This window comes from Enterobacter sp. BNK-14 (assembly GCF_047456095.1).
Lineage (GTDB): Bacteria > Pseudomonadota > Gammaproteobacteria > Enterobacterales > Enterobacteriaceae > Enterobacter > Enterobacter kobei.
Window position 1 is genome coordinate 1,120,995 of record NZ_CP179897.1, and the last position, 16,811, is coordinate 1,137,805.

Here is a 16,811-nt window from a genome sequence, read left to right on the forward strand (position 1 = left end):
TCCTGCGCTCAAAAAAGAGAAAGCCCGATCTCCGTCAGGCTTTCTCAGCATATACTATCTCACCTCGGTTTTGCGCCACCTGCGTGTCAGCACCTTTTCCGCCTCGACAATCAGGAACATCACAAAACCAATCAGGAAGGTAATGACCCAGTAGCGGAACGGCAGCGCTTCGGTGCCAAACAGCATCTGCATGAACGGCGCGTAAATAATAAGAAGTTGTAGCGCCAGCAGTACGCCGCTCACGATCCAAATCCCTTTATTCTCCAGCAGGCCTTTGCTCAGTGAGAAGCCGTCATTAACGCGGCAGTTAAGCATGTAGAACCACTGCGCGGTCACCAGGGTTTGCAACAGCACGGTGCGGATAAATTCCGCCGAGTAACCGCGCGGCTGTAGCCAGGCTTCCAGCACGAAGGCGCTGATGGCAATCATCAGGCCGACAAACACTACGCGCCAGATGGCATAGCCGTCCATCACATGCAAATTCGCCTTGCGCGGTGGCCGGTTCATGATGTCCTTCTCACCCGCTTCAAACGCCAGGCCAAACGACAGCGTTGCCGATGTTGCCATGTTCATCCACAGGATCAGAACCGGCGTCAGCGGGATGAGGTTCCCCGCCAGCAGCGCAATGATGATCAGCAGGGCCTGGGCGATGTTGCTGGGGATAACGAACAGGATGGTCTTTTTCAGGTTATCGTAAACCCGACGACCCTCGTGCACCGCGCTGGCAATGGTGGCAAAGTTGTCATCCGTTAACACCATGTCCGCGGCTTCCTTGGTGACTTCAGTCCCCTTAATCCCCATGGCGATCCCCACATCCGCCCGCTTGAGCGCCGGAGCGTCATTCACGCCATCCCCGGTCATCCCTACCACTTCCTGTTTACTTTGCAGGGCCTGCACGAGGCGGAATTTATCCTCCGGGCTGGTGCGGGCGAAAATATCGTACTGTTGCGCGGCGTCGCTCAGCTGACGATCGTCCATCGCCTCCAGCTCACGTCCGGTAATAGCGCTTGCGGCGTTACCAATCCCCAACATTTGCCCAATGCTCATCGCCGTTTGCGGGTGGTCGCCGGTGATCATTTTCACGCGGATCCCGGCCTGCAGGCAGTCGGCAATGGCGGTAATGGCCTCCGGACGCGGGGGATCCATCATCCCGGCGATACCGAGCAGAATAACACCATCCTGCAGGTCAGGGTGATCCAGCTCACGCTGTCCCTCGCGGGCGGGTTTCCAGGCCGCAGCCACCATGCGCAGCCCCTCGCGGGCATACTCTTCAATCTTCCCTTCCCAGTATGGCTGATCGAACGGCTGCAGTCCGTCATTCGTCTGCTGGTACTGGCAGAGACGGAACAGGACGTCCGGCGCGCCGGTGAGTAAAATCACCTCTTCTTCGCCCAGACGGTACAGCTTGGACATGTATTTATACTGCGAATCAAACGGGATTTTACTGCGCATTTCGGTATCCAGCGCGGGAAGCGGGATTTTCGCCGCCAGCACCTTCAGCGCGCCTTCGGTCGGGCCGCCGGTTATTTTCCACAGTCCCTGTTCGTCTTTGATCAGCTGACTGTCGTTACAGAGGTCGATGGTCCGCAGGTAGCGTTCCAGCACGGAACCCTGCGTCACGCTGACGGGCGTCGGATCATCTACAGGGTGAATATTGCCGACCGGCTCGTAGCTTTCTCCCTCCACGCGATAGATCGTATCAGCGGTAATCACCGCCTTGACCGTCATTTCGTTCATGGTCAGGGTGCCGGTTTTATCCGAGCAGATGACCGTCATTGCGCCCAGGGTTTCCACCGTAGGCAACTTACGAATGATGGCCTTACGGCGCGCCATGGCCTGCACGCCAAGCGAAAGGATAATGGAGATGATGGCAGGCAGGCCTTCCGGCACGGCAGCAACGGCTAAGCTGATAAGCGACAGCACCAGTTCAGAAACGGGCATATCCCGGAACAGAAGGCTAAAAACAAACAGCGCCACCATCATCACCAGAATGGTAATGAAGATGGTTTTTCCAAGCTTATCCATCTGCACCATCAGCGGCGTGCGGTGCTTTTCAATGTCGGACATCATCTGATTGATGTGGCCCAGCTCGGTCTCGCCCCCGGTCGCCACCACCACGCCTTTACCGCCGCCAGAGCTGACGGTTGTCCCTGAATAGAGCAAATTGTAGCGATCGCCCAGAGGCAGTTCCCCGCTTAACGCATCGCTGTTTTTCTCAACAACGGTGGATTCACCGGTGAGGATGGCCTCCTCCACGCGAAGGTTATGCGCTTCAATCACGCGCAGGTCCGCAGGGATGCGATCCCCGGCGCGGATCACCACGATATCACCCGGTACCAACGCCGTGGTGGGGATTGTTTCATGATTCCCCTGTCTTACCACCACGGCTTCGCTGGAGAGCATATTACGAATACTCTGCAACGATTTTTCAGCATTGCTCTCCTGAATATGGCCAATCAGCGCGTTGACGATCGCAACCCCAAGGATCACCAGCATGTCTACCCAGTGGCCCATAAAGAGCTTAAGCAACGCGGCCACCAGCAGAACGTAAATCAACACATCGTTAAAATGTGCCAGGAAGCGCAGCCAGGCAGGCTTGCCCTCTTTTTGCGGTAACGCATTCTCTCCATGCTGCTGAAGTCGGACGGATGCCTCAGTGCCGCTAAGCCCTTCCAGGGTGGAGTGAATATTCGACAGGGTTTCGTCAACGGTTTGTTGATAATACGGACGGTCAGGTTTTCCTGTTTTCATCGTTCCTTCCTCAGGTTCTATTCAGAAATCACCTTGCTTTCATGTAATTAACGAATAACGAAAACAGGAACATGGGCGTAACGAACAATACTTGCCGCCTCTGAGCCTAACAAATGGGTTTGAATATTGGGGTTTCGAGAGCCGACAATAATCGCGCCGACGGCAAGTTCATCCGCCAGCTTAATCACCTCATCACGAACATTCCCGCTCCGGACATGGAGGTGAACGCGTTCTTCTGGCAAATTCAATTTTTTGACCAGGTCAGACAGTTTTTCCTTCGAATTATTAATCATATATTCATCCATCTTACGCGCATCTGAAATAAAACCACGCGTCAGTTCGGCTGAAAATTTTGGCATAACGTGCAGCAAATGAATGTCACCCGATGCGCTTTGCGCCAGGAAATGGGCATGCTGCAACGCTTTATCCGCCAGGCTTGTCTCGTAGACATCCACCGGAACGAGAATGTTTTTGTACATATCGAGCATCCTTTTTATAACCAACACGAGAGTGAGAGAAGCAAAAAGCGCATTAAATGCAGGGGGTTGCCCTTAATGCCAGTTACGGTAAAAAGAGATGATTGATATTAAACGTAGCACATGAATATCAGGTTTAGCGCCACCCACTGATAATGGTTATTTAACATTTATCTTTTCGCCGACTATGCTCATAGTCAGCCACCTCTTCCGGCTCATGGAGGAATTTATGTATGGTTTAAGCCTGCTCCGCCTCGGTCTGTTTATTGCGCTTGCCATTATCGCCAGTACGGCGATTGGTTTATTTACCTATATGGTCGTCACTGTTCTGGCAGAATAGTGTCACCCCTGCCCAGGTTATGGAATAAATAAAACAGTTATTTATTAGGGGAATACAGTGAACCGCTACCTCTCTCTTTTACCATTCGTTTTGTTAATGCTCACGGCATGTGACCCGAAACCTAAGCAAGCTCCCCCTCTGCCCAGAATGGTAAAAGTGGCGGAGGTGACGGTCCCCGGTCACGCCCAGCAGCGCGTTTTTCCCGCACGCATTGAATCGGGTGATGCCACAGACCTTTCCTTCAAGCGCGCAGGTCAAATTGAGGCACTCGATATACGTCAGGGTGCAGCCATCAAGCAGGGTCAACAGCTTGCGAGATTAAATGCCCGTGAAGCCCAGCAGCGGGTTAACGACAGACAAACAGCGGCGACGCTGGCCCAGCGGCAGTTCGATCGCTTTCAGACGCTGGCGGGCCGCCAGGCTATCTCTAAAGCAGAGATGGACGTACAGCGCGCGAACCGTGATTCGGCGAATGCGGCGCTAAAGATTGCCCGTGAAGAGCTCAATCAGATGACGCTCGTCGCCCCCTTCAGCGGAACGGTGGCCAGCGTGCATGTCCGAAACCATCAGGTGGTGTCTGCGGGTCAGCCTGTTGTGACTTTAACCCGCACAGACCTGCTGGATGTGGTGTTTAGTATTCCTGAGAACCTGTTCAGGACCTTTGATATTCGTAACGCGCAGTATCGCCCCGTGGTGAGAATTAACGCCTTCCCGGATCGGGAGTTTACCGCCGTCTATAAAGAGCACTCGGGTAGCAGCGATAGCAACACCCTGACCTGGCAGGTGATCCTCACCATGCCGCGCCCGGATGATTTTCCCGCCGTGGGAGGCGTCAGCGGTACGGTGACAATCAATTTAACCAATCTCCCGGCAGGTGCGGGCGCTGAGGCACTGGTCGTCCCGGTGGAGGCGGTCTTTAACCCAAACAACAGCCCGCGCAATGAGCCGCACGTCTGGGTCGTCGTGAGAGAAGGCGACGCGCTCCATCTTGAAGACCGCAAGGTCAGCGTGGGGCAAGTCACCACTGAGGGCGTTGTCATTACGCATGGGCTCAAGGCGGGCGAACGCGTGGTGGCTGCAGGCGTGGGTGAGCTTCATGCTAACCAGCCGGTGCGTATCTGGACGCGTGAACGGGGACTATAATGGATATCTCTCGCCAGTTTATTAATAACCCCATTCGCGTCTGGCTAACGATCCTGCTGCTCGGCGTGGGGGGCATTTTCGCCCTGCTGAACATTGGCAGACTGGAAGATCCGGCCTTTACCATCAAAACGGCCGTGGTCATTACCCACTATCCTGGGGCCTCTGCTCAGCAGGTGGAAGAGGAGGTCACGCTGCCCCTCGAGAATGCCCTTCAGCAGCTGCCCTATCTGGACAATGTCAGCTCTATCTCATCAAACGGCTTGTCGCAAATCACCGTGAACATTGCCTCGCGCTATCATTCGAACGAACTGCCGCAGATTTGGGACGAACTGCGCCGTCGCGTGGGCGATGCCGCGCGCCAGTTCCCACCCGGCGTCGTGACGCCCTTTGTAAATGATGATTTTGGCGATGTCTTCGGCTTTTTCTTCGCGATTTCCGGGGATGAATTCAGCAATCCTGAACTGGTGAGGTATGCCGAGCAGCTGCGTCGTGAACTGATTCTGGTCCCCGGCGTCGGTAAAGTTGCCATCGGCGGGGCCATCAGCCAGCAGGTCAACATCGATATTTCCCTGACCAAAATGGCCGCGCGCGGCATCACGCTGAACCAGCTTTCCGCCCTGCTCGGCAGGCTGAACGTGGTATCCAGCGCCGGAGAAATCACCTCGGGAACGGAATCTATTCGCCTGCATCCAACCGGTGAGTTTGAAAATCTGGATGAACTGGCCGATCTCATCATCACCCCTCCCGGCACCGGGGCAGCGACGCGTCTACGGGATATCGCCACGCTGTCGCGCGGGCTGAACGAATCGCCCGCCAGTATCTACCATGCTAACGGCAGAAAAGCCGTCACGATGGGCGTCTCGTTTATTCCCGGCGTGAACGTGATCGACGTGGGCCACGCGCTGGAGGCGAAGCTAAACCAGATGTCAGCGGAAAAACCGGCGGGGATACACATCGACCTGTTCTACGATCAGGCCGCCGAAGTGGGCCACTCTGTTAACGGTTTTATCATTAACTTTCTGATGGCGCTGGCGATTGTCATCGGCGTGCTGCTGATCTTTATGGGCGTACGCAGCGGGATTATCATCGCGTTTTCCCTCGCGCTTAACGTGCTGGGCACGCTGCTGATCATGTATCTGTGGGGCATTGAGCTGCAGCGTATCTCGCTCGGCGCGCTGATCATCGCCCTCAGCATGCTGGTGGATAACGCCATCGTGATAGTTGAAGGGGTACTGATTGCGCGTCAGCAGGGCTCGCCACTATTGACCGCCATTAGCTACATCATCCGTCGCTCCGCCCTGCCGCTGCTGGGGGCAACGGTGATCGCCATCCTGGCTTTTGCGCCTATCGGGCTGTCGCAGGATTCTACCGGGGAATATTGTAAATCCCTGTTCCAGGTGCTGCTGATTTCCCTGATGCTGAGCTGGTTCTCTGCGCTTACCATCACGCCGGTGCTGATTAAGTGGTGGTTGTTTAAAAACGACGGCGCAGCTGTGAAACCCGACGAGTCAAATCCTTATGACAAACGCCTCTACCGACTTTATCAGCGTCTCCTGAACGCGCTGCTGTTCCAGAAAACGCCGACACTCATCGTGATGGCTGCGCTGCTGGTCGCGTCAGTCTGGGGTTTTGGCGCCGTGCGGCAAAACTTTTTCCCCTCGTCTAATACGCCGATTTTCTTTGTCGACCTGTGGTTACCGTATGGCACCGATATCAAATGGACCGAGAAGATGACCAGTGATATCGAAAAAACCATCAACGGCCAGCCCGGCGTGGAAACCACCGTTTCAACCATCGGTCAGGGCAGCATGCGGTTTATTCTGACCTACAGCGGACAGCGGCAGTACAGCAACTACGCGCAGATCATGGTGCGCATGGATGACCAGCGCAACATCTCCGCATTGACGCGTCACGTCGATGAGTACATTGCGCGAAACTATCCGCAGGTTAACGCCAGCACCAAACGCGTGATGTTTGGCCCCTCCGGGGACAGCGCCATTGAGGTGCGCATCAAGGGTCCCGATCCTGACAGGCTGCGCCTGATTGCCAGCCAGGTGGACGATATTCTGGCGCGCGACCCGGCGACAAGCAGCGTGAGAAACGACTGGCAAAACCGCAGCAAGGTGATCCGTCCGCAGTACGTCGCCGCGCTTGGACGCGAGCTTGGCGTGGACAAGCAGGACGTCGACAACGCGCTGGAGATGAATTTTTCCGGCAGCCGGGCAGGATTATATCGGGAAGGCAGCGACCTGCTCCCTGTCGTGGTGCGCCCGCCGGAGAGCGAACGGCTGGACGCCAATCACCTGAACAACGTGCTGGTCTGGAGCCAGACGCGGCAGCAGTATATCCCGCTAAGTAACGTTGTTAGCCGTTTCTCGCTGGAGTGGGAAGATCCGCTTATTCTGCGCCGCGACCGCTCGCGGGTGCTGACGGTTATGACCGACCCCGATCCCCTCAGCCAGCAAACCTCCGGCGATATTCTCGCCCGGGTGAAGCCGCACATTGACGCCCTCCCTCTGCCCCACGGCTACAGCATCGAGTGGGGAGGCGATGCAGAAAACTCCAGCGAAGCCCAGCAGGGGCTCTTCACCACGCTGCCGATCGGATTCCTGGTCATGTTTGTTATCACAGTGTTGATGTTCAGCTCGGTGAAAAACGCCGTCGCCATCTGGCTGACCGTGCCGCTGGCGCTGATTGGCGTTACGCCGGGATTCTTAATTACCGGGATCCCGTTCGGCTTTATGGCGCTGATTGGTCTCCTGAGCCTGAGCGGAATGCTCATTCGCAACGGCATCGTGTTGGTGGAAGAGATCGAGCAGCAGAAGGCGCATAAAGGTCAGCACGAGGCGATCGTTTACGCCGCCACCTCGCGCCTGCGGCCTATCCTGCTTACCGCATTTACGACCGTACTGGGCCTGGCGCCGCTGCTGCTGGATGTTTTCTTCCAGAGCATGGCCGTTGTGATTATGTTTGGACTGGGGTTTGCGACTATCCTGACGCTGCTGGTTCTTCCTGTAATATATGCATGTTTCCATCGTAAGGACGAAGCCAGACAACAATGAATGCGACAGGACTGAACATTATCAAGACGCTGGGCTGTATGACGGCGGTTACCTTCTTCACCATCTACAACACCTGGGATCGTTATGATTATGACTATCACTGGATCCTGGGGTTTTTAACCTTTATCTCGACGATTGCCACACCGTTGTTTTTTGTGGTGTCAGGCTATCTCGACGGACAGTCCCGGCACGGCAGCCACTGGCAGCTGGGCAAAATTAAAAGCCTGGTGACCGTCTTTCTTTTCTGGATAACGATCTACTACCTGTGGGAGCCGTATCAGCGCGGGTATTTAATCCAGCCGTGGTTCGTGTTTGCGTTTGTCGTGATTTACGCCTTCCACCCTGCGGTGGAATGGCTCAGCCAGCGGCGAGCGTTGTTCTGCACCGCGATTGCTGCACTGCTGGTCTTTTCTTACGGATACGACCTATTATCGGCGCTTTATCCTGACGCGCACGTCCTCTCTCTGTCACCGCAGTATCGGCTGTGGACATGGCTGCTGTTTTATCTGACGGGGCAACTCTTCTGCGACCCCAAAATAGCCGAGTGGATAAGCCGCAAATCGGTGGTTCGGGCAGCGGTTATTGCCATCCCGTTCATCTACCTCTTTACCTGGTTTTACGAGCGCCACTTCTTTTTTGCCCTGTTTAAGGCCGACAGGAACGCTTTTATCCTCACCGGCTCTCAAATTTACATTCTGATCGTCGCGCTGGTGATTGCGGCGAACGGCGTACGCTTTCGCCGCAATGCTGAACTGAAGGAGTCCATCCTGGCCGCCATCAGCAAAACGATGACCGGCGTGTACATTGTGCACTACTCGGTATTTCATCTGCTGACGGCGCTGATACCGGTGACGTCTCTCGGCATGAAGCTGACGCTGATTGTGCTCACGTTCGTCAGCTCAGTTCTCTTCTCCATGCTGGTACTGTCTAACGCTGTGGCAAAAAAGGTGATCACCCTTTAAAAGCCTAAGCGCAGCCAGGCAAAAAGCACGTTCCCGTTGTTATAGGTTCCGGGAATATAGGTGAACTGAACGGTAACGCGCTTATAGCTGGCCGAGAACAGCGGGAAGATGAACGGTAGCGGTACATAGTTTGCAAAATCATCTCGCGCCGTGATCCCCGCCGCGGCGCCGAGCCCAAGCCGGAAATCGTTGGCGTCATCCAGATACCAGCCCTTCTCCCAGCCATAGCCCATTGCGGGCTGCCATTCGTTGTGCGAGTCTTTGAACATCATTGCGAAAAGCGCGCTCCAGTTGCCCTCTTCGTTATAGCGGGAGACGCCCAGGCCACCGCCCCACGGCATTTCATTGTAATTGTCGGTTTTTTCTTTGTCGTACATAAAGCGGGCATGCCAGCTCAAAAATGGCAGGTACAGATCGTAACGTTGAGGCTGCTCCCAGGTTTGCGAAATATCATCCGTCAGCGCATTCCACCAGCCGCTGATGCGCTGTTCACCGTAGACGTTGGGCTCCGCGTGAAGCGGTGCGACGAATAAAAACAGGATCATCCAGATTGCCGAAAAGGTGCGTTGCATCGTGATTCCCTCAGCTTAACTCACGCAGCGGTCACTATTACTGTAAACCATTCAGCAGATAACCGCGTCAAGCAGACATAATTATATCGCTGAAGGTGTTGATGAAATTTCTTTATTCAGCGCCATCCGGAAAGATAAAAACGTTTTCTCAGACGTTCTGTCGCGGTAGTCTCATAGGTTCCGTTTATATGACGGCTGCTATGTGAGTGACCTTTTCTTATACCAATAATTAAAATCAGTATGGACAGGACAACTATGGACTCCACCCTCATCTCCGAACGTCCCGGCGAGGAGACCCCTTCGCTCAATCGTGCCCGTCGTGCCGCCCTCGGCAGCTTCGCGGGCGCCGTCGTCGACTGGTATGATTTTCTGCTCTACGGTATCACCGCCGCGCTGGTGTTTAACCGTGAATTCTTCCCCCAGGTCAGCCCCGCGATGGGCACCCTCGCCGCATTTGCCACCTTCGGCGTCGGGTTCCTGTTTCGTCCGCTTGGTGGGGTGATCTTCGGCCACTTCGGCGACCGGCTGGGCCGCAAACGCATGCTAATGCTTACCGTCTGGATGATGGGGATTGCCACCGCGCTGATTGGCATTCTCCCTTCGTTTTCCGCCATTGGCTGGTGGGCACCGGTATTGCTGGTGATACTGCGCGCCATCCAGGGCTTCGCCGTAGGCGGCGAATGGGGCGGTGCGGCGCTGTTGTCCGTTGAGAGCGCACCGAAAAACCGGAAAGCGTTCTACAGCAGCGGCGTACAGGTGGGATATGGCGTGGGGCTGCTGCTGTCGACCGGGCTGGTGTCACTCATCAGCCATTACACCACCGACGAGCAGTTCCTGAGCTGGGGCTGGCGCATTCCGTTTATCTTCAGCATCGTGCTGGTCATTGCCGCGCTGTGGATCCGTAACGGGATGGAGGAGTCGGCAGAATTCGAAAAGCAGCAGGAAAAGCCTTCCGTCAAAAAACGCCTTCCGGTTATGGAAGCCCTCGTCCGGCACCCTGGCGCTTTTCTGAAAATTATCGCCCTGCGCCTGTGTGAGCTGCTGACGATGTACATCGTCACCGCGTTTGCCCTGAACTACTCGACGCAAAATCTCGGTCTGCCGCGTGAGCTATTCCTGAATATTGGTCTGGTGGTCGGCGGGATCAGCTGCCTGACTATCCCCTGTTTCGCCTGGCTGGCGGACAAATTTGGCCGCCGTCGCGTCTATATCACCGGCGCGCTGATTGGTACCCTCAGCGCCTGGCCGTTCTTTATGGCGCTGGAGGCGCAGTCTGTGTTCTGGATTGTCTTCTTCGCCATTATGCTCGCGAACATCGCTCACGATATGGTGGTCTGCGTACAACAGCCGATGTTTACCGAACTGTTTGGCGCGAGCTATCGCTACAGCGGCGCGGGCGTGGGCTACCAGGTTGCCAGCGTGGTCGGCGGCGGCTTCACGCCGTTTATTGCCGCCGCGCTGGTGACCTTCTCCGGGGGAAACTGGCACAGCGTGGCGATTTATCTGCTGGCAGGATGCCTGCTGTCAGCGGCGACGGCGCTACTGATGAAAGAGACGCGCCACAGCTGATCTCCCTTTTGTTTCACAGGCGTGTGACATACTATCGGGTAGAGTCGCACACCTGTGGAACAAGGAGACAGAGATGAATAATAAGGGCTCCAGCCTGACCCCGGCTCAGGCGCTGGAAAAACTCGACGCACTGTATGAACAGTCCGTCAACGCGCTGCGTAGCGCCATCAGCGAATATATCGAAACAGGGAAACTTCCCGACGAAAAGGCCAGAAGTGAGGGCCTTTTTGTTTATCCATCGCTCTCTGTGACCTGGGACGGCAGCGCCAGCACGACGCCAAAAACCCGCGCCTATGCCCGTTTTACCCACTCCGGCTGCTACAGCACCACCGTCACCCGCCCTGCACTGTTCCGCCCTTATCTTGAAGAGCAACTCACGCTGTTATACCAGGATTACGGCGCACACATTGCCGTAGAACCTTCACAGCATGAGATCCCGTATCCTTACGTGATTGACGGTTCGGCGCTAACCCTTGATCGTTCCATGAGCGCGGGACTGACCCGCCATTTCCCAACCACCGAGCTTTCACAGATTGGCGATGAAACGGCAGACGGGATTTATCACCCGGCAGAATTTTCTCCCCTCTCGCACTTTGATGCCCGCCGGGTGGATTTCTCGCTGGCACGCCTGCGCCACTACACCGGCACGCCCGCCGAGCATTTCCAGCCGTTCGTGCTGTTTACCAACTACACCCGTTACGTCGATGAGTTTGTCCGCTGGGGCTGCAGCCAGATCCTTGACCCGGAAAGCCCGTACATCGCGCTCTCCTGTGCGGGCGGGATCTGGATCACCGCAGAGACCGAAGCGCCCGAGCAGGCCATTTCCGACCTGGCATGGAAAAAGCACCAGATGCCTGCCTGGCACCTGATCACCGCCGACGGCCAGGGCATCACGCTGATCAACATCGGCGTGGGGCCGTCGAACGCCAAAACCATCTGCGACCATCTGGCGGTACTGCGCCCGGACGTCTGGCTGATGATCGGCCATTGCGGCGGCCTGCGCGAAAGCCAGCTGATTGGCGATTACGTGCTGGCCCACGCCTACTTACGCGACGACCACGTTCTCGACGCCGTGCTGCCGCCAGACATTCCGATTCCGAGCATCGCTGAGGTGCAGCGCGCGCTGTATGACGCCACCAAAGAGGTGAGCGGCATGCCCGGTGAAGAGGTTAAGCAGCGCCTGCGCACCGGTACGGTGGTCACTACCGATGACCGTAACTGGGAGCTGCGTTACTCCGCCTCCGCGCTGCGGTTCAACCTGAGCCGTGCGGTGGCGATTGATATGGAAAGCGCCACCATTGCCGCGCAGGGGTATCGCTTCCGCGTGCCTTACGGCACCTTGCTCTGCGTGTCCGATAAGCCGCTGCATGGCGAAATCAAGCTGCCGGGTCAGGCCAACCGCTTCTATGAAGGGGCGATATCCGAACATCTGCAAATTGGCATTCGCGCCATTGATTTGCTGCGGGCGGAAGGTGACAAACTGCATTCCCGCAAGTTGCGTACCTTCAACGAGCCACCGTTCCGCTGATAACTATTAAGGAAAATGCATGTCAACCTCATCACCCTTAGCGGCCCTGCGCCGGTGGCTTCAGGAAAACCATCTCGACGGGATGATCGTCCCGCGCGCGGATGCCTGGCAGAGTGAATACTGCGCGCCGTATGATGAAAAACTGGCCTGGCTGACGGGCTTTGACGGCTCGGCTGGCCTGGCGCTGGTTCTGAAAGACAAGGCGTTGCTGTTCGTCGACGGGCGCTATCAGGTGCAGGCCCGCGTTCAGGTCAACCTGGATGAGATTGAAATTCATCATCTGCACAATGAACCGCTGGCAGCATGGCTGGCGGCAAACGTCGAGCCCGTCACGCGCATCGGTTTTGATCCACTGCTGATGACAAATACCGAGTTTACGCAACTTTCTGCCACGCCGTGTGAGCTCGTCCCGCTGAATGCCTCACCGTTTGACACGCTCTGGATCGATCGTCCTGCCGCACCGGCGGGGCCGATCCGTGAAATGCCGGTTGCGGTAAGCGGTGAAAGCAGCGAAGACAAACGTCAGCGCGTTGCCGCCGTGCTGGCCGCGAACAATGCTGATTATCTGGCGGTTACGCTGCCGGATAACATTGCCTGGCTGCTCAACGTACGCGGGTCAGATATCCCCACCAGCCCGGTACCGCTCTCTTTTGCCCTGTTGCGTCGCGACGGTCACGTGGAGTGGTTTGTTAACGACATTAAGCTCAGCGCCCTGCCCGAAGCCGTGCGTAACACGCTCGCCACTGCGCCACAGGACGCCTTTATCGAACGCTGCCGAGAAATTGCGGAAGGTAAACGAGTGATGGTCGATGCCGATTCCGCACCGGTAGCCCTGCGCTTCGCCATTGAACCCCAGGGGGAGATCGTCTGGCAGACCGATCCGATCACCCTGCTGAAAGCCACCAAAAACCCGGTCGAGCTGGCAGGGTATCGTGAATGTCATCACCAGGACGGCGCCGCGTGGGTCAACTTCCTGGCCTGGCTGAGCCGTGAAGTGCCGCGACGTGAAGCGGCTGGGAATCCGTTAACCGAGCTCGAAGTACAGGCGCAACAGCTCGCGTTCCGTAAACAGCAGCCCGGCTTTATCGAGCAGAGCTTTGCGACCATTTCCGCCTCTTCGAGCAACGCGGCGATGTGCCACTATCACTCCAGCGAGGCCAGCAACAAACCCATCGGCCACGATCATTTTTACCTGAATGATTCTGGCGGTCAGTACACTAACGGCACCACCGACGCCACGCGCACGCTTGCCTGGGGTCATGTTCCCCCGCAGCAGCGTATGCATTATACCGCCGTACTGAGAGGCTTTCTGTCGCTGATAACCCTGCAGTTCCCATCCGGCACACACGGGCATCAGCTGGACGCTTTCGCGCGACGTCCGCTGTGGGAAATGGGGCTGGATTACGATCACGGAACGGGACATGGCGTGGGGCATCAGCTTCTTATCCATGAAAACCCACACCGCATCGCCAAAAAGGTTAACCCCTGGCCACTGGTGGCGGGCAATATCATGACCATTGAACCGGGGTATTATCTGGGCGGCAGCCACGGTATCCGCATTGAAAACCAGGTGGAAATTGTTGAAAGCCGCCCGGGGTTCTGCACGTTTTCTTCGCTAACGCTGATCCCGATTGATTTAAGCCAGGTGGAATTGCAGCTGTTGACCGGGCAGGAAAAGCAGTGGCTGGATGAATATCATCAGCAGGTTCGCGAGGCGCTGTCACCGCTGGTGAATAGCGAGGCGCGTCCGTGGCTGATTGAGGCGACGGCGCCGATTAGTTTGGCTCGATAGTGCGGCTTTTGCCGGATGGCGGCTTTGCCTTACCCGGCCTACGGAACAAGTAGGCCCGGTAAGCGCAGCGCCACCGGGCAATACTTCCAGAGATTAAAAAGCAAAAAGCCTGCTTTAAAAGCAGGCTTTTTAAATTTGGCTCCTCTGACTGGACTCGAACCAGTGACATACGGATTAACAGTCCGCCGTTCTACCGACTGAACTACAGAGGAATCGTGTGAACGGGGCGCATATTATCGATGCTCCCCCGGGATGTCAAAGGCAGAATGCAGATTTCCGATCGTTTGCCGATTTATTCTCCATTTCGCACATTTGTCAGGCATTTTGTCGCGGATATTTCCATAGCCAGCGCCCGCTGACCATACGCCAGTAGAACAGCGCCCCGCGCACGGCCCAGTCAAGGAACATTCCCAGCCAGACACCCACCACGCCCCAGCCAAGTACCACACCTAACGTATAACCCGCCACAACCCGACATCCCCACATGCCGAGCATCGACACCCACATCGCAAAACGAGCATCACGCGCCCCTTTCAGACCCGCGGGTAGCACCCATGAGGCCGCCCAGATGGGCATAAACGCGGCATTGAGCCAGATAAGGATCTTAACAACCTCTTTCACATCCTGTTCATGGGTATAAAACGCGGCCATCAGCCCGGCAAAGGGGGCGGTTCCCCAGGCGATCGCCGTTAGGCCAATCGTTGACAGCCAGAACACGTGGCGCAGCTGACGTTCCGCCTGGCCTATCTGCCCTTTCCCGAGCCGTTTGCCCGTGATGATGGTCGAGGCAGAACCCAGCGCGTTACCCGGCAGGTTAATCAGCGAGGCGATGGAGAAGGCGATAAAGTTACCGGCGATAACGTCGGTCCCCATACCGGCGACAAACATCTGCGTCAGCAGCTTACCGCCGTTAAACAGCACTGATTCAATACTGGCGGGAATACCAATCCCCATCACTTCCCAGATAATGGCGAAGTTAAAGGGTCGGAAGTAGCTTTTCAGCGTAAGGCACAGCGAAGGCGTGATGCCCGTCATCAGCACCCCGATAATCGCCGCAGCACCAATGTAGCGAGAAATGGTTAGCCCCAGACCGGCACCGACGAACCCCAACCCATCCCATGAAAACACGCCGTAGATCAGCACGCTGCTGATGATGATATTCAGGATATTCATCCCGCCGTTGATCAGCAGCGGGATTTTGGTGTTACCTGCCCCGCGCAGCGCGCCACTGCCAATCAGCGCGATGGCTGCGGCCGGATAGCTTATGACGGTCATTTCGAGGTAGGTTAGCGCCAGGTCCTTCACCTCGTTCGTGGCTTCCCCGGCGACAACGTCGATAATCTCTTTACCGAAATAGTGGATCACCGCCGCCAGAACGATCGAAAAAATGGTCATGATCATCAGCGACTGGCGAGCCGCCTCGCGGGCCCGTTTGGGGTCAAGCTTGCCGAGGCTGAAGGCCACCACGACCGTTGTCCCAAGGTCGATAGCCGCGAAGAAGGACATCACCACCATGTTGAAGCTGTCCGCCAGCCCAACCCCCGCCATCGCCTCTTTCCCCAGCCAGCTGACAAGGAAGGTGCTCAACACCCCCATGAGCAGTACGCAGGTATTCTCCAGAAAGATAGGCACCGCAAGGGGGGTGATTTCACGCCAGAAGAGGACACGATAGCTTTTACGTTTTGCGTACCAGGGCGTGCGCATGATCGCCTGGCGCAGAGGAGCAGTGACGTTCAAAATGGACCTTAGCGAGAAAAGTTGAAACTCCATTTCAAATGATGGGGGAGAAATGCTCATCCTGCAAAGTATTTTCCTGAAAAAGATGTGTGGATTTACAACAAACTGACGACAGATTCAGCAGTCAGTCGATTTTCTCTAAGATCAGGTTTGACAAAAGTTTTTTCGCCGCTAAGATAAGCCTCCACAACGATTCCTCTGTAGTTCAGTCGGTAGAACGGCGGACTGTTAATCCGTATGTCACTGGTTCGAGTCCAGTCAGAGGAGCCAAATTTAAAAAGCCTGCTTTTAAAGCAGGCTTTTTGCTTTTCTGTGCCTGATAAAATTGTCAGGTGGCGGCTGCGCCTTACCCGACCTACTAAAATAAAAAAGGCTCTCTGTCACCAGAGAGCCTTTTTCACCATTCACTGCGATTACTCGCTTTTTGCTTCGCCGTTTTTGATTTCGCCCATCACTTTCAGCTTTTTAGAGATATCGCGACGCTCTTTGGACAGCTCAGCATTTTTGATGATGTAGTCATCCACGCGGTCTTCATAGTCGCTCTTCATGCTGGCGATGATGCCCTGAATAGCTTCAACGCTCATGCCTGGCTTGATGTAGTCGCTCAGGTTGTCGAGCAGCAGGACACGTTTCTGGTTGTCACGGATCTTCTTCTCAACGTCCTGGATTTCACGCTGCAGTTTGTTTTTGCGACGGAACAGGCGGACGAATTCCAGAACATCCTGGAACGAAGGCTTGGTAGTTTCCATTTTTACACCCCTGATAATGTGAGATTCGGATTCGTTAAAGCAACCGTTGTATCAATAACCTTACTGACAGCGGCTGCGAATGACAATGACTATATCGTTTAACGCTATCATAACCCCAATTGCTGCTGAA

At 55.8% G+C, this 16,811-nt stretch carries 11 protein-coding genes and 2 tRNA genes; 7 read left to right on the forward strand and 6 right to left on the reverse strand.

Going from position 1 to position 16,811, the window contains the following annotated elements; translation table 11 throughout:
- Nucleotides 1–54 precede the first annotated feature (54 nt).
- Nucleotides 55–2,751 carry a cation-transporting P-type ATPase gene (locus ACMGGM_RS05525; RefSeq protein ID WP_414149157.1) on the reverse strand — a complete coding sequence of 899 codons (2,697 nt, stop codon included), beginning with the start codon at nucleotides 2,749–2,751 and terminating at the stop codon, nucleotides 55–57.
- Nucleotides 2,752–2,798: 47 nt separating this feature from the next.
- A complete protein-coding gene (locus ACMGGM_RS05530) occupies nucleotides 2,799–3,230 on the reverse strand; it encodes a universal stress protein (protein WP_014884449.1) in 432 nt (143 codons plus the stop codon).
- A gap of 394 nt (nucleotides 3,231–3,624) precedes the next feature.
- Here ACMGGM_RS05530 and ACMGGM_RS05535 point away from each other — a divergent pair, with 394 nt between their 5' ends.
- The 3 genes from ACMGGM_RS05535 to ACMGGM_RS05545 are packed head-to-tail and all read left to right on the forward strand — an operon-like array spanning nucleotide 3,625 to nucleotide 8,734.
- Nucleotides 3,625–4,710 (forward strand): efflux RND transporter periplasmic adaptor subunit, encoded by a 1,086-nt coding sequence (locus ACMGGM_RS05535; RefSeq protein WP_047028203.1) that lies wholly within the window; start codon nucleotides 3,625–3,627, stop codon nucleotides 4,708–4,710.
- Nucleotides 4,710–7,772, forward strand: coding sequence for an efflux RND transporter permease subunit (locus ACMGGM_RS05540; RefSeq protein WP_214600053.1), 3,063 nt, complete (start codon nucleotides 4,710–4,712; stop codon nucleotides 7,770–7,772). Before ACMGGM_RS05535 ends, ACMGGM_RS05540 begins: the two co-directional genes overlap by 1 nt.
- Nucleotides 7,769–8,734, forward strand: a complete 966-nt coding sequence (locus tag ACMGGM_RS05545; protein ID WP_014884453.1) for an acyltransferase — start codon at nucleotides 7,769–7,771, stop codon at nucleotides 8,732–8,734. The genes ACMGGM_RS05540 and ACMGGM_RS05545 overlap by 4 nt, the downstream gene beginning before the upstream one ends.
- On the opposite strand, the gene pagP is transcribed toward ACMGGM_RS05545, so the two are convergent.
- Nucleotides 8,731–9,306 (reverse strand): lipid IV(A) palmitoyltransferase PagP, encoded by a 576-nt coding sequence (gene pagP, locus ACMGGM_RS05550; RefSeq protein WP_014884454.1) that lies wholly within the window; start codon nucleotides 9,304–9,306, stop codon nucleotides 8,731–8,733. The two genes, ACMGGM_RS05545 and pagP, sit on opposite strands and share 4 nt — an antisense overlap.
- A gap of 255 nt (nucleotides 9,307–9,561) precedes the next feature.
- Between pagP and shiA the strand changes: the two genes are divergently transcribed.
- The 3 genes from shiA (at nucleotide 9,562) to ACMGGM_RS05565 (ending at nucleotide 14,195) form a co-directional block, all read left to right on the forward strand.
- Complete coding sequence (shiA, locus tag ACMGGM_RS05555; RefSeq protein ID WP_014884455.1) at nucleotides 9,562–10,875, forward strand: shikimate transporter; 1,314 nt, start codon at nucleotides 9,562–9,564, stop codon at nucleotides 10,873–10,875.
- A 73-nt stretch (nucleotides 10,876–10,948) separates the two neighbouring features.
- Nucleotides 10,949–12,403: an AMP nucleosidase gene (locus ACMGGM_RS05560; RefSeq protein WP_014884456.1), complete on the forward strand. Its 1,455-nt coding sequence runs from the start codon at nucleotides 10,949–10,951 to the stop codon at nucleotides 12,401–12,403.
- A gap of 19 nt (nucleotides 12,404–12,422) precedes the next feature.
- Nucleotides 12,423–14,195: an aminopeptidase P family protein gene (locus ACMGGM_RS05565; RefSeq protein WP_045134944.1), complete on the forward strand. Its 1,773-nt coding sequence runs from the start codon at nucleotides 12,423–12,425 to the stop codon at nucleotides 14,193–14,195.
- A 136-nt stretch (nucleotides 14,196–14,331) separates the two neighbouring features.
- Here ACMGGM_RS05565 and ACMGGM_RS05570 read toward each other — a convergent pair.
- Nucleotides 14,332–14,407, reverse strand: a tRNA-Asn gene (locus tag ACMGGM_RS05570).
- 103 nt (nucleotides 14,408–14,510) lie between these two features.
- Nucleotides 14,511–15,965 carry a multidrug efflux MATE transporter EmmdR gene (emmdR, locus tag ACMGGM_RS05575; protein WP_127312419.1) on the reverse strand — a complete coding sequence of 485 codons (1,455 nt, stop codon included), beginning with the start codon at nucleotides 15,963–15,965 and terminating at the stop codon, nucleotides 14,511–14,513.
- A gap of 161 nt (nucleotides 15,966–16,126) precedes the next feature.
- Between emmdR and ACMGGM_RS05580 the strand changes: the two genes are divergently transcribed.
- Nucleotides 16,127–16,202 (forward strand) — tRNA-Asn (locus ACMGGM_RS05580).
- 143 nt (nucleotides 16,203–16,345) lie between these two features.
- Here the strand turns inward: ACMGGM_RS05580 and ACMGGM_RS05585 are convergent.
- Entirely contained in the window at nucleotides 16,346–16,681 is a 336-nt protein-coding gene (locus ACMGGM_RS05585; RefSeq protein ID WP_008499467.1) for a DUF496 family protein, read from the reverse strand.
- Nucleotides 16,682–16,811: the final 130 nt, after the last annotated feature.

Coding starts and splice junctions, on each gene's coding strand:
- ACMGGM_RS05525 (WP_414149157.1), bottom strand. CDS start 2,751: ATGAAAACAGGAAAACCTGACCGTCCGTATTATCAACAAACCGTTGAC.
- ACMGGM_RS05530 (WP_014884449.1), bottom strand. CDS start 3,230: ATGTACAAAAACATTCTCGTTCCGGTGGATGTCTACGAGACAAGCCTG.
- ACMGGM_RS05540 (WP_214600053.1), top strand. CDS start 4,710: ATGGATATCTCTCGCCAGTTTATTAATAACCCCATTCGCGTCTGGCTA.
- ACMGGM_RS05545 (WP_014884453.1), top strand. CDS start 7,769: ATGAATGCGACAGGACTGAACATTATCAAGACGCTGGGCTGTATGACG.
- pagP (WP_014884454.1), bottom strand. CDS start 9,306: ATGCAACGCACCTTTTCGGCAATCTGGATGATCCTGTTTTTATTCGTC.
- shiA (WP_014884455.1), top strand. CDS start 9,562: ATGGACTCCACCCTCATCTCCGAACGTCCCGGCGAGGAGACCCCTTCG.
- ACMGGM_RS05560 (WP_014884456.1), top strand. CDS start 10,949: ATGAATAATAAGGGCTCCAGCCTGACCCCGGCTCAGGCGCTGGAAAAA.
- ACMGGM_RS05565 (WP_045134944.1), top strand. CDS start 12,423: ATGTCAACCTCATCACCCTTAGCGGCCCTGCGCCGGTGGCTTCAGGAA.
- emmdR (WP_127312419.1), bottom strand. CDS start 15,965: ATGGAGTTTCAACTTTTCTCGCTAAGGTCCATTTTGAACGTCACTGCT.
- ACMGGM_RS05585 (WP_008499467.1), bottom strand. CDS start 16,681: ATGGAAACTACCAAGCCTTCGTTCCAGGATGTTCTGGAATTCGTCCGC.